The sequence below is a fragment of the Halorhabdus sp. SVX81 genome, assembly GCF_029207715.1.
In the GTDB taxonomy this organism is placed as follows: domain Archaea; phylum Halobacteriota; class Halobacteria; order Halobacteriales; family Haloarculaceae; genus Halorhabdus.
The window spans coordinates 904084-916661 of sequence record NZ_CP104322.1; the positions used below are offsets into that span (position 1 = coordinate 904084).

The following is a 12578-nucleotide window of genomic DNA, read 5'->3' on the forward strand; positions in this document are numbered from 1 at the left end:
CCGGAAGGATTCTAATCCCGGGGGGCCACACCAAGCGATATGCCCGAGGTTTCAGCCGCCGATTCGCCCTCCCCCGACGGACTCGCCCGGATTCGGGCAACCGTCGCCGCCCATCCCGTGGTCGTCGCCGTGCTCGCGATCACGGCCATCGGGTTGCTCGCTCGCTTTGCCATCCTGGGATCGCGGATCGCCCACTGGGACGAGGCTCGTGTCGCCTACTGGGTCGATTACACGTTCGAGACCGGCCGCTTCGCGTACAACTCTCATACGCACGGCCCGGTGATCCAGCACCTCTCGCGGTATCTCTTCGGCATTCTGGGACCCAGCGACACCACGATCCGAATCCCGGCCGCGATCATCGGCGGCCTGCTCCCCGTATCTGCCCTGCTCTATCGTGAGCACCTTCGGGACGTAGAGGTCGTCATCCTGTCCGGATTGCTGTCGGCTAACGCCGTCTTGCTGTACTATTCGCGGTTCATGCGCAGCGATCTGCTGGTCGCGACGTTCATGTTCACCGCCTTTGGCCTGTTCGTTCGCTTCCATGACACTCGCCGGATCCGGTATCTCTACGCGGCGACTGTCTGCATCGTGCTTGGATTCGGGTCCAAGGAGAACGCACTGCTATACGTTCTCACGTGGCTCGGTGCCGGGGCGATCCTCCTCGACGTCGCGCTCTACCGGCCCCGAAACTACCGCGGCGGGCTCGATCTCGTCGCGACGAAGTTCGCTCAGCTCCGAAGCCGTCTGGGGGCCGTCCGTCAGCAGCCCAAGTTCTACGCCACACACGCCCTCGGAATCGCCGTCGTGGCTATCGCGTTGTTCACCTTCCTGTTCGCACCGCGTGGCGGTGGTCTCGACGGGGTCTATCATCCGCCGGCGGGACTGAGTCTATGGGCGGTGCTCGGTAGCCCCCTCCAGATACCGGACCTCGTGATCGATACGTTCTCGTACGTTTTCTATCCCGGTGGGGAGTACTTCGCGTTCGGGGACATGCACGCAGTCCTCCTTGACCTCCCGGGCGGGCCGGCAGTCGACGCGACGGCTTCGGCTTCGTATCTCGAAACTGTCCCCTACCGGCAACGCCTGTTCGCGATGGGTGGCGGTCTACTGGCGAAGGCTCCGGTTGTCATTGCCTTCGGGCTCGTCGGCGTGTTCTACGAGCGCTATCTCGCCGAACGCAGTCGGACGCTGGTGCTGTTCATGTTCTTTGCCGCCCTGTTCTCGCTGATCGGCTATCCGCTGACGCTGTCGATCGACACGGGCTGGAAGTGGAACATCACCCACGTCGTCGTCCCGCTGGCGATCCCGGCGGCCGTCGGCCTCGGCATCGTCGGCCGGTGGGCGATCACGGCGTATCGACGGCACGACTGGATCGACCTCGGCCTGTCCACCGTCGTTCTTGTGCTTGTCACGCTGATGATCACTATCACCGCTGTCTCCGGTGCGTATCCTCCAACCGATCGCTCTCCGGACAACCCACTCGTTCAGTACTCACAACCCGCCGACGACCTCCGACCGACGACCGATCGGATCCAGCAGGTCGCCGCCACCCACGCGGGGACGGATGTCGTGATCTACGACGGTTCGAGGGCTGGCGAACCGTATCTCAGGGAGGACCCCGATGATGCCAGCAAGGATTTCCGGCCGACCTGTACCGACTGGCGGGAACCGCTCCCGATCAACTGGTATCTCGCCGCCTACGACGCTGAAGCCGAGTGTGAAGACAGCAGCGAAGATCTCCTCGACCGAATCGAAAGCGACGATCCGCCACCGATCGTAATGACTCGGGACCAGGATACTACCGTCCCCGAGGAGGCGCTCGAAAGGGACTACCAGCCCTACTCCTATCGACTCCGGACCCACGGCTCGGAAGCGACGTTTTACGTCCACGAGGACTTCCGTGAGGAGTAACCCGGGCTAGGACACTGGCAGTTCGTTCCCGGCCTGGCGTTTCCGGCTATCGGCCGGCAAGGCAACCCTTTTGCCCGCGCTGGTGAAACCGCGACTCACTAATGACTACCACGCTACCAGGCCCGACCGTCGGCGTCGTCGGCGGCGGGCAACTCGGCCGAATGCTCGGCGAGGCGGCCGCCCCGCTCGGGATCGAGGTGATCGTCGTCGATCCGACGCCCGACGCGCCCGCGTCACCGGTCGTCGCCGACCAGATCGTCGCCGAGTTTGACGATCCTGACGCGCTCGCCGAACTCGCCGAGCGCGCGGATTTCCTCACCTACGAGATCGAACTCGCCGGGACGGGCGTCCTCGAAACGGTGAGCCGGGAGACGGGGACGCCCGTTCACCCGAAGCCCGAGACGCTGTCGCTCATCGAGGACAAACTCCTCCAGAAGCGTCGCCTCGAAGACGCCGGTGTGCCGGTGCCCGAATTCCGCGGCGTCGATTCCGTCGCGGAACTCCGAACCGCACTCGATGAATTGGGCTATCCGGCCATGCTGAAAGCCAGAGAGGGTGGCTATGACGGCCGCGGCAACGTCCCGATCGAATCGCCCGACGACGTCGAAGCGTCCTTCGAGACGATCGTCGAGGCCGCGCCAGCTTCGACCCCCGAAAACCCATCCGGGGCGGCGATGGTCGAGGGATTCGTCGACTTCAAGCGCGAACTCGCCGTCATGGGTGTCCGGGGCGACGGCGAGCGCGATACCTTCCCCGTCACCGAGACGATCCACCGCGAGGAGATCCTCCGGGAAACTGTCTCACCACCCCGCGCAGGCCCGGCGGTCCGCGAACGCGCTTGCGAGGTCTCCCTGGACGTCCTGGATGTTATGGAGGGCCGGGGCGTCTTCGGCATCGAGTTGTTCCAGGGTCCCGACGACGAGATCCTGCTCAACGAGATTGCGCCGCGCCCGCACAACTCCGGCCACTGGACGATTGAAGGCGCGCTCACCTCGCAGTTCGAACAGCACCTGCGGGCCGTGGTCGGCTGGCCGCTCGGGGCGACCGATCGACGGTCGCCGACGGTAACTGCGAACGTCCTCGGCGACGTCGACGAGCGACAGGATGCGACGCTCCGGAGCGTTAATCGGGTGCTCGAAACCGACGGCGCGTCGATGCATTACTACGGGAAAGAGGCGGTCTCTCGTCTGCGGAAGATGGGCCACGTGACGCAGGTCGGGGACGACGACGCCGACCCGGGCGAGCTACTCGAACGGACGCGTGAGGTCCGCGACGAGCTGACGTTCCAGCCGAGTTGAGACGGACTGGAACGACATCTGACTCCATCCCGACACGCTTAGGCCACCCCCGCGAGCACACTCGCTCATGACGAGCGAAAGCGTCCAGTCACTGATCGACCAGCTCGAAGCAGAGGCGGAGATGGACCGTCCCACCGATGAAACCCCGGAGATCGGGATCATCATGGGTTCGGACTCGGATCTCGACGTGATGGCGGGCTCCGAATCGGGGCGACCCGGTGCCTACGACGTCCTGACGGATGAGCTGGGCTTCGCCGAGCAGACCGACTACGAGAACGCGCCCGACGCGCGCTTCACCTTCGAGACGTTCGTCGTCTCGGCCCACCGAACGCCCGAACTGATGTACGCCTACGCCGAGACCGCCGAGGATCGTGGACTCGACGTGATCGTCGCCGGCGCGGGCGGGAAGAGCGCCGACCTGCCGAACATGACCGCCTCGATCGCCTACCCGCTGCCCGTCATCGGCGTTCCCGTCCAGGAGAAGTCCCTCCCGTCGGTGATCGGGATGCCCCAGGGCGCGCCGATCGTGGCCGTCGACGCCGGGAAGTCCTTCAACGCCGCCCTCTCGGCCGTCCAGATCCTCGCCCGACACCATCCGGAGCTCCGGGAGCGGCTCGTCGAGTACCACCAGGGGCTGAAACAGGACGTCGGCGAGGTCTCGCGGAGCCTCCACGAACTGGGGACGCCCGACTTTCGGGAGAAGTGACGGCGTCGGGTCGGATCCTGGGCCGACCTCGACCGAATCTGCCGAAAACGGCAATATAGGCCGCCACCTCGCGCGTTTCCGGCTGAAACACTGAACCCTTATGTGGGACCGCCACCAAGCGATGCCAGAGTGCCCACATGAGCAATCCATGGATCGCAATCGGGGCGCTGGCGCTCGTCGGGCTGGTCGTCCTTCTGGGGATGCTGGCGACCTCGGCGTTACTCCGGCCGAGTGTGCCCGAACGAAGCAAGCGTGCCACCTACGAGAGCGGTGAGGTGCCGACCGGCGGGACCCGCATTCAGTTCAACATTCAATACTACATGGTCGCGTTGCTGTTCGTCGTCTTCGACATCGAGACCGTTCTCATCTTCCCCTGGACGGTCATCTACAGCGACGCCGTCGAGGCAGTCGGCCTCTGGCGTGCGCTCGCGCCGATGGTCGCGTTCATCGGCATTCTCGTCGTCGGTCTCGGCTGGGCGTGGCGCAACGGGGCCGTCAGATGGGTAACCAGTCAACGCGCGGGACGACAGCGGATCGAATCATAGCATGAGCCAGAACACACATCCGACAGAGAGCACCGGCACGAAATCCACACGGGAGGCCCGGATGGGCGAGGGCGTCGACGATCGGTTCAACTCCCGGCTCCGTGAGGCGCTGGGCTCGACACCGTTCATCCTCACGAAGTTCGACCAGTTCATGAACTGGGCCCGGGGCTCGTCGATGTTCATGCTCCAGTTCGGGATCGCCTGTTGCTCGATCGAGATGATGCACACCTACTCGGTGAAACACGACCTCGATCGCTTCCACGCCGGCGTGCCACGCGCCTCGCCACGGCAGGCCGACGTGATGATCGTCCCCGGGACGATCGTCTCGAAGTTCGCCCCCCGGATGAAGCGCGTCTACGATCAGGTTCCGGAGCCGAAGTTCACCATCGGGATGGGATCGTGTACGATCTCCGGCGGCCCCTTCCAGGAGGGCTACAACGTCGTGAAGGGGGCCGAGGAGGTCATCCCGATCGACATCCAGATCCCCGGCTGTCCGCCCCGTCCCGAGGCACTGATCTACGGCGTCGCCAAACTCCAGGAGCGCATCGCCAACGGCGAGTCCTCGCCCGTGGTCGTCAAGCCCTACGAACTCGAGGAGTTCGGCGACTTAGAGCAGGACGAACTCGTCGAGAAACTCACGGATCAGATCGACGAGGACGATCTCGTCATGCGGTACAACTGGGCTGATTCGCCATGAGCTTACAGGAACGCACACCGGCCGAACCGGACGTGGGCGTGACCGAGGACGGACTGGACTACGACGAACTCGCTGACTTGCTCGGCGAGCACGTCCTCGATCGCGAGGAGCACGTCAACGCCGAAGGGTTCGTGATCCGGCCCGATGAGGTCGAAGATGTCCTCTCGACGCTGAAAGACCGGGCGGGCTTCGATCACCTCTCGGCAGTCACGGCCCAGGAGTACGACGACCGCTACGAGTCGATCTACCACCTCAAGAAGTACGACGACCCGACCCAGGAACTGTCGGTCGTCGTCCCGACGAGCTCTGACGAGCCAGTGAGCCAATCGGGCGCATCGGTGTTCGATACTGCCGACTGGCACGAGCGGGAGGCCTACGACCTCGTCGGCATCGAGTACGACGACCATCCGGATTTACGGCGCATTCTCCTTCCCGAGACCTGGCAGGGCCACCCGCTCTCGAATGAGTACAACCAGACCCAGCCACAGGTCGTCACCCTTCGGGAACACGCCAATCCACTACAGGAGGACAAACAGAGCCCCCAGGACCCCGATACGATGTTCGTCAACATCGGGCCCCACCACCCGGCGACTCACGGCGTCCTCCACGTCAAGACGGTGCTCGACGGCGAGCAGATCGTCGACATCGACCCCGATATCGGGTATCTCCACCGCAGCGAGGAGCAGATGTGCCAGCAGGGCACCTACCGCCACCAGATCATGCCCTATCCCGACCGGTGGGACTACACGCCCGGTGGCCTCCTCAACGAGTGGGCCTACGCCCGTGCTGCCGAGGATCTAGCTGAGATCGACGTCCCGGAGTACGCGCAGGTCCTCCGGACGATGAGCGCCGAACTCACGCGGATCGCGGCCCACATGCTCGCGGTCGGGACCTTCGGGCTGGACCTCTATGGGGACTTCACAGTCATCTTCATGTATGCCGTCCGGGACCGCGAGGTCGTCCAGAATCTGCTGGAGGACCTCACCGGCCAGCGGCTCATGTTCAATTACTTCCGGCTGGGTGGCGTCGCCTGGGATCTGCCCGAACCCCGCCAGGAGTACCTCGACAAAGTCCGGGAGTTCATCGACGACCTTCCGGAGCGACTTGAGGAGTATCACAACCTCATCACGGGTAACGAGATCTTCCAGATGCGGTGTATCGACACGGGCGTCCTCCCGCCGGAGGTCGCCAAGTCCTACGGGGCGACCGGGCCCGTCGCGCGCGGTTCGGGCGTCGACTACGACCTCCGCCGGGACGACCCCTACGGCTACTACGACGAACTCGACTGGGACGTCGTGACCGAGGACGGGATGGACAACTACGCCCGCATCCTCGTCCGACTTCAGGAAGTCGAGGAGTCCGCGAAGATCATCCGACAGTGTCTCGATCTGCTCGAGGACTGGCCCGAGGAGGACCGCACGATCCAGTCGAACGTGCCCCGGACGCTCCGACCGGATCCGGACAAGGAGGTCTACCGGGCGGTCGAGGGCGCGAAGGGCGAACTCGGGATCTACATCCGCAGCGACGGCACTGACAAGCCCGCGCGGTTCAAGATCCGGAGTCCGTGTTTCTCGAATCTTCAGACGCTGCCGGTGATGTCGGAGGGCGAATACATCCCTGACATGGTGGCGTCGCTCGGCAGTCTCGACATCGTCCTCGGGGAGGTGGATCGGTAATGTTGCTCCAGGCAACGACGCTGACCGATACCATCGTCGACGTGCTGGGCTCGCTCGGGCTGGACGCCGCGAACCCGCTCGTGGTTTTCCTGGCAGGGCTGCTCGCAGCGGCCCTCGTCGCCGTGATCGTCTTGCTCAACGCGGCACTGGCGGGCCCGTGGGCGAAGCGGAAGATCACGGCGTCGTTCACCGACCGGATCGCGGTCAACCGGATCGGGCCGATGGGGATCGGGACGATCGTCGTCGACTCCGTCCGGCTCCTCTCGAAGGAGTTGATCATCCCCGAGGATGCCGACCGACCGGCCTACGATCTCGCGCCGCTCCTTTTGGCCTCGTCGGCGCTGCTCGGGTTCGCCGTGATCCCGATGGGATCGGGCATCCAGGTCGCCGACCCCGAGATCGGGCTGGCATACGTCTTCGCCGTCGCGTCGATCGCGTCGCTCGGCCTGCTGATGGCCGGCTACGCCTCGAACAACAAGTACTCCTTTCTCGGAGGGCTGCGCGCGGTCGCCCAGAACCTCGCCTACGAGATCCCGCTGGTGTTGACTGGCGCGTCGGTCGTCATCTTCGCGGGCTCGCTGCGTCTCAGCGAGATCGTCGCCGCCCAGGAGGGGACGCTGTTGGCTCTTGGCCCGGTGGCGATCCCGAACTGGTTTGCCTTCCTGAATCCCTTCGCGTTCGCGTTGTTCATGGCCGCAAACCTGGCGGAGGTCGGCCGCAACCCCTTCGACATTCCGGAAGCGCCGACCGAACTCGTCGCTGGCTACCAGACCGAGTACTCAAGCGTCTACTTCGTCCTGTTTTATCTCGGTGAGTTCATCCACATCTTCCTCGGCGGGGCGATCATCGCGACGCTGTTCCTCGGCGGTCCGGCTGGCCCCTTCCTGCCAGGGATTGTCTGGTTCTTGATCAAGATCTGGGGCGTGTTCCTGTTCACACAGTGGGCGCGCTCTGCCGTGCCCCGCGTCCGCATCGACCAGTTGATCGAGATCGGCTGGAAGGTGATGCTCGTACTCGCGCTGGTGAATCTCGTGCTGACGGCGGTCATCGTCGGGGTGGTCGCCTGATGTTCGCTGACGGGTCCCCGACACGCGTTCACACTGGTGGTGACATGACATGATCGGCGTCCTCAAAGGTATGGCAACGACGATGAAACACGCCCTCGACGGCAAGACGTTCACCGTCGAGTATCCCGAGACCGCACCCGAAGTCAGCCCGCGGTTCCGGGGCGTCCACAAGTACAGCCAGGAACGGTGCATCTGGTGTCGCCAATGTGAAAACGTCTGCCCGAACGACACCATCCAGATCGTGATGGACGACCAGCGCAACGGCGAGCAGTACAACCTCCACGTCGGCCAGTGCATCTACTGCCGGCTCTGTGAGGAGGTCTGTCCGACCGACGCTATCGTGCTGACACAGAACTTCGAGTTCGTCGGCGACACCAAGGACGACCTCGCGTACGACAAGGAGGAACTCAAGAACGTCCCGTGGTACAAGGACATCGACCCACTGGAGTCGCGGGAACCGGACCGTGGCAGTTGGATTGGCGAGGGCGAAGGCGAAGTCGACTATCAGTAACGACCGTACGGTGAGCGTCGAAGACGCGAACCGTTTCACGGTCCCGAACGACGCAGTCGTGAGGGAGCGTCTTTTTCGCCCACGTTTTTGCAAGGTGGGTTCGCGGAGCGAACCCGCCGCAGTAAAAAGGTGGAGGATCGTTGACCCACTGGAGTCCCGGGAGCCGGACCGTGGCAGTTGGATCGGTGAGGGCGAAGGCGAAGTCGACTATCAGTAGGAAGCATACGCGGCCGAAGGGCGCGGTTCACTCGACGGAGCGAGGTCCGCTGCTTGAAACCCGCATTCGGGTCGGTTCTTTTGGGCCTGGAGACCCTTCTGTCTAGCATGTCGGACCAGCAATACGTCTACACACTCCACGAAACGGAAGGGAACAAGCAATCGATCGGCGACCTGGACGCCATCATCAACGAGTACGCGAGCGAAGGCTGGCACCTCACGGAAACGATCGCGCGCAACGGCACGACGATTGGACTCGTCTTCGAGCGCGAGGTCTCGTGACGAACGAGATCCGAGATCACCAAGCCGATAGCTTTCGGGGCACCGACCGACCTCAGATTACGAGCACAATGAGAAACGCCACCAGCATCGACAGCGTTAGGACGAACTGCATCACGCTCGAGCCGAGCGTTCCCACCAGAGCGTAGGCCGCGGCCGTCAGACTCTCGCCCCGCGCTCTCCCCCGGTAGAGTTCGAGGACGAAGACGGTGGCCGTGATGCCGAGGATAATTCCCACCGGCCCGAGCGGGAAGAACAACAGCACGCCGACGACCGCGCCGAGCAGGCTGCTCAGCGTCGAGGCACCGCCGGCTTTTGCGGCGATCGCCCCTGCCAGGTAGTCCACCACGACGACGAGCACCCCGACGGCGAGGAAGCCAGCGAATGCAAACACTCCGGGAGTCACGTAGCCCGTACTCCACCAGTACACCACAATCCCGCCGATCGAGAGCAGGCCCGCGGGAACCATCGGCACGAAACTTCCGAGGACGCCACCGAGTAGCAACGCCAGGGCGACCAGGAGGAAGACGGTGATCTCCATGGGGCACAGTCGACGCTCGGCCTTGAAGTGCCCACCGACACGTCGAGGTCGACCACTGTGGCTGTTCGACCGTTGCGAGGCCGTGCCGAACACCGAGACGGGAGCACTCACGACAGGCAGATTTACCTGACCGCCTGGCGAACCCCGGGACTACCTCAATGTCCGGTTCCCGCCACAGTGCTGACCATCCCGCCGACGAACCGCCCGACAACACTGCTACCGGTGACGGCCAGGCGACCACTCCCGAAACAGCCGCCGGTGACGGTCAGGCTCCCACACCCGAGACGGCTGCACTCTACGTGGACGGACTTTCGAAGACCTTCGGTAGCGGGGAGGACGCAGTTACCGCGGTCGAGGACGTCTGCTTCGCGGTCGAACCCGGCGAGGTGGTCGGCCTGCTCGGGCCCAACGGGGCGGGCAAGACGACCACGATCAAGTCGATTCTCGGACTGGTGCTTCCCGACGAGGGTGACGTTCGGATCCAGGGGGTCGACGTCGCTGACCGCCCACGCCGAGCCTACGAACACGTCGACGCGATGCTCGAAGGCGCTCGCAACGACTACTGGCGACTCACCGTCCGGGAGAACCTGCGGTATTTCGCGGCGATCCGCGGCAACGATCCGGACACACTCGACGATCGCCATACCGAATTGCTGGAGGCGTTCGACATCGCCGGCGAGGCCGACACGGAGGTCCGTGACCTCTCGCGAGGCATGAAACAGAAAGTCTCGCTGGCCAGCGTCCTCGCCGGTGACGTATCGGTCGCCTTCCTCGACGAGCCCACGCTCGGACTGGACGTCGAGAGTTCGCTGACGCTGCAGCGCGAGCTGGTCAGGCTGGTCGAGGAGCGCGACCTGACGCTGGTCGTCTCCAGTCACGACATGGACGTCATCGAGGCCGTCTGCGATCGGGTGATCATCATGAACGAGGGACGGATCGTGGTCGACGACACGGTGGGCAACCTGCTCGACGGCTTCGAGACAACGGGGTACCGCATTACTGCACGCGGCCTGGACGAGCCGACGCTTGCCGATCTCCAGGATCGATTCGAGCTGTCGGCCGTCGAACGGCTGGACGGCCGTGTTCGCTTCGAAGTGGCGGCCGACTCGGCGACCTTTTATCGGCTGACCGACGCGCTGGAGGCGGCCGACGTCGAACTCGGCGGGGTCGAGACAGTCCAGCCTGACCTGGCCGAGGCATTCCTCGAAGTGACCGGGAGCGGTGATTCGCTGGCGAACTCGGTGGTGGGAGGGACGGAGCGATGACTGCTGGTGAAGGTGGTCGCCGGGGCGAGGTCGCCGGCAACGAAACCACACGATCTGGCGGGTACTACCACCTGCTGAAGGCCGTGATCTACCGGGATCTGGTGGTTTGGCTCCGATATCCCGTCAACGCCGCGACCGGCCTGCTAGTGACTCTCATCTTCTTCGGGCTGATCTTCTACGGCGGGCGGCTGGTCGCCGGCCAGGCGATCGACGACACTATCGAGGGACTGATCGTCGGGTACTTCCTGTGGACGCTCGCCCAGGGGTCGTATTACGGGATCACGAGTGCGATCCAGGCGGAGGCAAGCTGGGGCACCTTAGAGCGTCACTTCATGACACCGTTCGGGTTCGGCCCGGTGATCCTCGCGAAGTCGATTGCTGTCATTCTCCGGACGTTTCTCACGTCGGCGGTCGTGCTGGCGGCGATGCTGGTGATGACTGGCCGGAGCATAGAACTGCCGGTGGTGACGGTCATCGTCGTCGCGACGCTTGCGGTCGCCTCAGTGTTCGGTCTCGGGCTGGCGATGGGGGGGCTGAGCGTCCTGTATAAGCGGATCAATAATCTGGTGAACCTTCTGCAGTTCGTGTTCATCGCACTGATCTCCGCGCCGGTGTTCGAAATCCCCTGGACGCGGGCACTCCCACTGGTGCAGGGGAGTGCGCTCTTGCAGGTCGTCATGCGCGACGGCGTTCGACTCTGGGAGCTCGATCCGCTCGCGCTTGCGATTTTGGTGGGTACTGCCGGCCTCTATCTCGGGGCTGGCTACGCCATGTTTGTCCTGACGACCAGACGGGCGCGGCGTCTCGGCGTGCTCGGCGACTACTGACCGCCACATATCCGCAGTCTGTCAATACAGTTTGTCCTGATTTCCGATGGACTGCGGGCTCCCAGCCCATATATCGGCTGTAATTGCCGGAATCTTTGAACGATAAGGTAATCTTCAAAGGGCGTGCGGGCGCATTGGGGTAGTAGCATGGGAGTACTCGAACTGATCGCTTTTGGGCTGTTCGCACTGACGACTGTCGGTGCCAGCCTGGGAGTCGTGCTGGTACGTGACGTCTGGCATGCGGCGCTGATGCTTGGGATCGCCTTGCTCAGCGTCGCCGTCCACTACGTCATGGTCCAGGCACCGTTCGTCGCCGCGATGCAGGTACTGGTGTACGTCGGCGGCGTCCTCATCCTGATTAGCTTCGCCGTCATGTTGACGCGCCGGAGCGATCCTGACTCGGGCGAGGTGGCACAATGAGTCGACCGCGTCTCGCGGCTGACCTGCGGGCGAGCCACGGCGTGGCCGCGGTCGCGCTGTTCGCCGTCCTCGCCGCGGTGTTCGTCACCGCGAACTTCCCGGAGGCGGCGGGCTTCGAAGCCGGTCTCAGCGTCACCGAAGGCATCGGTTACGCGCTGTTCGACATGGCCGGCCAGTCCGGGCTCGTCTCCGAGGGCTTTTTGGTATCGTTCATTCTGATCGCGGTCGTCCTCGATGCGGCACTGGACGGCGCGATCATGCTTGCGCGAGACGAAAACGGGTCGGTACTTTCCGGGAACGACGGAGGTGAGGCGTGATGGTCGGTGTCGTTCCGTACCTCCTGCTGTCGGCTGCTGTCTTCGCTATCGGCGTCTTCGGCGTGTTGACGCGCCGGAACGCCCTGATCTTCCTCATGTCCGTCGAACTGCTGCTCAACGCCGCGAACATCAACTTCGTGGCGTTCTCGCTGCACTATGGCAACCTGACGGGGCAGGTGTTCGCACTGTTCGTGATGGCGCTGGCCGCCGCCGAGGTCGCGGTCGGCATCGGCATCATCCTCGTCCTGTACCGTAACTTCGGTGATATCGACGTGACCGCTCCGACGACGATGCGGTGGTAA

Annotated in this window: 15 protein-coding genes and 1 pseudogene; 15 read left to right on the top strand and 1 reads right to left on the bottom strand. The window is 64.0% G+C overall.

What is annotated here, in order from left to right:
- Window positions 1-39: 39 nt before the first annotated feature.
- The 10 genes and pseudogenes from SVXhr_RS04460 to SVXhr_RS04500 all read left to right on the top strand — a co-directional run bounded on the left by SVXhr_RS04460 (window position 40) and on the right by SVXhr_RS04500 (window position 8909).
- Window positions 40-1911: a flippase activity-associated protein Agl23 gene (locus SVXhr_RS04460; RefSeq protein WP_275739821.1), complete on the top strand. Its 1872-nt coding sequence runs from the start codon at window positions 40-42 to the stop codon at window positions 1909-1911.
- Between the two features lie 101 nt (window positions 1912-2012).
- Window positions 2013-3209 (top strand): 5-(carboxyamino)imidazole ribonucleotide synthase, encoded by a 1197-nt coding sequence (locus SVXhr_RS04465; RefSeq protein ID WP_275739823.1) that lies wholly within the window; start codon window positions 2013-2015, stop codon window positions 3207-3209.
- A gap of 67 nt (window positions 3210-3276) precedes the next feature.
- The gene (gene purE / locus SVXhr_RS04470; RefSeq protein ID WP_275739825.1) at window positions 3277-3915 is read left to right on the top strand and encodes a 5-(carboxyamino)imidazole ribonucleotide mutase; all 639 of its coding nucleotides are present in this window, start codon (window positions 3277-3279) and stop codon (window positions 3913-3915) included.
- Between the two features lie 137 nt (window positions 3916-4052).
- Window positions 4053-4460, top strand: a complete 408-nt coding sequence (locus tag SVXhr_RS04475; RefSeq protein ID WP_275739827.1) for an NADH-quinone oxidoreductase subunit A — start codon at window positions 4053-4055, stop codon at window positions 4458-4460.
- 1 nt (window position 4461) lies between these two features.
- On the top strand, window positions 4462-5157 hold the full coding sequence (locus SVXhr_RS04480; RefSeq protein WP_275739829.1) for an NADH-quinone oxidoreductase subunit B: 696 nt from the start codon (window positions 4462-4464) through the stop codon (window positions 5155-5157).
- A complete protein-coding gene (locus SVXhr_RS04485; RefSeq protein WP_275739831.1) occupies window positions 5154-6833 on the top strand; it encodes an NADH-quinone oxidoreductase subunit D in 1680 nt (559 codons plus the stop codon). Before SVXhr_RS04480 ends, SVXhr_RS04485 begins: the two co-directional genes overlap by 4 nt.
- The gene (locus SVXhr_RS04490; RefSeq protein WP_275739833.1) at window positions 6833-7900 is read left to right on the top strand and encodes a complex I subunit 1 family protein; all 1068 of its coding nucleotides are present in this window, start codon (window positions 6833-6835) and stop codon (window positions 7898-7900) included. Before SVXhr_RS04485 ends, SVXhr_RS04490 begins: the two co-directional genes overlap by 1 nt.
- A gap of 49 nt (window positions 7901-7949) precedes the next feature.
- Window positions 7950-8411 carry an NADH-quinone oxidoreductase subunit I gene (locus tag SVXhr_RS04495; RefSeq protein ID WP_015788468.1) on the top strand — a complete coding sequence of 154 codons (462 nt, stop codon included), beginning with the start codon at window positions 7950-7952 and terminating at the stop codon, window positions 8409-8411.
- A gap of 130 nt (window positions 8412-8541) precedes the next feature.
- Window positions 8542-8628 (top strand): annotated as a pseudogene (locus SVXhr_RS14630) (NADH-quinone oxidoreductase subunit I); the annotation flags it as partial.
- Between the two features lie 107 nt (window positions 8629-8735).
- Window positions 8736-8909: a DUF4177 domain-containing protein gene (locus SVXhr_RS04500; protein ID WP_015788467.1), complete on the top strand. Its 174-nt coding sequence runs from the start codon at window positions 8736-8738 to the stop codon at window positions 8907-8909.
- A 52-nt stretch (window positions 8910-8961) separates the two neighbouring features.
- Here the strand turns inward: SVXhr_RS04500 and SVXhr_RS04505 are convergent, their stop codons facing one another.
- Window positions 8962-9447: a DUF456 domain-containing protein gene (locus SVXhr_RS04505; protein ID WP_275739836.1), complete on the bottom strand. Its 486-nt coding sequence runs from the start codon at window positions 9445-9447 to the stop codon at window positions 8962-8964.
- Window positions 9448-9605: 158 nt separating this feature from the next.
- Here SVXhr_RS04505 and SVXhr_RS04510 point away from each other — a divergent pair, with 158 nt between their 5' ends.
- The 5 genes from SVXhr_RS04510 (at window position 9606) to nuoK (ending at window position 12578) form a co-directional block, all read left to right on the top strand.
- Window positions 9606-10712, top strand: coding sequence for an ABC transporter ATP-binding protein (locus SVXhr_RS04510; RefSeq protein ID WP_275739838.1), 1107 nt, complete (start codon window positions 9606-9608; stop codon window positions 10710-10712).
- Window positions 10709-11539: an ABC transporter permease gene (locus SVXhr_RS04515; RefSeq protein ID WP_275739840.1), complete on the top strand. Its 831-nt coding sequence runs from the start codon at window positions 10709-10711 to the stop codon at window positions 11537-11539. The genes SVXhr_RS04510 and SVXhr_RS04515 overlap by 4 nt, the downstream gene beginning before the upstream one ends.
- Before the next feature lie 147 nt (window positions 11540-11686).
- Entirely contained in the window at window positions 11687-11959 is a 273-nt protein-coding gene (locus SVXhr_RS04520) for an NADH-quinone oxidoreductase subunit J (protein ID WP_275739842.1), read from the top strand.
- The gene (locus SVXhr_RS04525) at window positions 11956-12276 is read left to right on the top strand and encodes a hypothetical protein (RefSeq protein ID WP_275739843.1); all 321 of its coding nucleotides are present in this window, start codon (window positions 11956-11958) and stop codon (window positions 12274-12276) included. The genes SVXhr_RS04520 and SVXhr_RS04525 overlap by 4 nt, the downstream gene beginning before the upstream one ends.
- Window positions 12276-12578 (top strand): NADH-quinone oxidoreductase subunit NuoK, encoded by a 303-nt coding sequence (nuoK, locus tag SVXhr_RS04530; protein ID WP_275739845.1) that lies wholly within the window; start codon window positions 12276-12278, stop codon window positions 12576-12578. Before SVXhr_RS04525 ends, nuoK begins: the two co-directional genes overlap by 1 nt.

Excerpts from the sequence above, each read along its gene's own strand:
- SVXhr_RS04490 (WP_275739833.1), top strand. The coding sequence starts at position 6,833 with ATGTTGCTCCAGGCAACGACGCTGACCGATACCATCGTCGACGTGCTG.
- SVXhr_RS04465 (WP_275739823.1), top strand. The coding sequence starts at position 2,013 with ATGACTACCACGCTACCAGGCCCGACCGTCGGCGTCGTCGGCGGCGGG.
- SVXhr_RS04480 (WP_275739829.1), top strand. The coding sequence starts at position 4,462 with ATGAGCCAGAACACACATCCGACAGAGAGCACCGGCACGAAATCCACA.
- SVXhr_RS04515 (WP_275739840.1), top strand. The coding sequence starts at position 10,709 with ATGACTGCTGGTGAAGGTGGTCGCCGGGGCGAGGTCGCCGGCAACGAA.
- SVXhr_RS04460 (WP_275739821.1), top strand. The coding sequence starts at position 40 with ATGCCCGAGGTTTCAGCCGCCGATTCGCCCTCCCCCGACGGACTCGCC.
- SVXhr_RS04510 (WP_275739838.1), top strand. The coding sequence starts at position 9,606 with ATGTCCGGTTCCCGCCACAGTGCTGACCATCCCGCCGACGAACCGCCC.
- purE (WP_275739825.1), top strand. The coding sequence starts at position 3,277 with ATGACGAGCGAAAGCGTCCAGTCACTGATCGACCAGCTCGAAGCAGAG.
- SVXhr_RS04500 (WP_015788467.1), top strand. The coding sequence starts at position 8,736 with ATGTCGGACCAGCAATACGTCTACACACTCCACGAAACGGAAGGGAAC.
- SVXhr_RS04475 (WP_275739827.1), top strand. The coding sequence starts at position 4,053 with ATGAGCAATCCATGGATCGCAATCGGGGCGCTGGCGCTCGTCGGGCTG.
- nuoK (WP_275739845.1), top strand. The coding sequence starts at position 12,276 with ATGGTCGGTGTCGTTCCGTACCTCCTGCTGTCGGCTGCTGTCTTCGCT.
- SVXhr_RS04520 (WP_275739842.1), top strand. The coding sequence starts at position 11,687 with ATGGGAGTACTCGAACTGATCGCTTTTGGGCTGTTCGCACTGACGACT.
- SVXhr_RS04485 (WP_275739831.1), top strand. The coding sequence starts at position 5,154 with ATGAGCTTACAGGAACGCACACCGGCCGAACCGGACGTGGGCGTGACC.
- SVXhr_RS04495 (WP_015788468.1), top strand. The coding sequence starts at position 7,950 with ATGATCGGCGTCCTCAAAGGTATGGCAACGACGATGAAACACGCCCTC.
- SVXhr_RS04505 (WP_275739836.1), bottom strand. The coding sequence starts at position 9,447 with ATGGAGATCACCGTCTTCCTCCTGGTCGCCCTGGCGTTGCTACTCGGT.
- SVXhr_RS04525 (WP_275739843.1), top strand. The coding sequence starts at position 11,956 with ATGAGTCGACCGCGTCTCGCGGCTGACCTGCGGGCGAGCCACGGCGTG.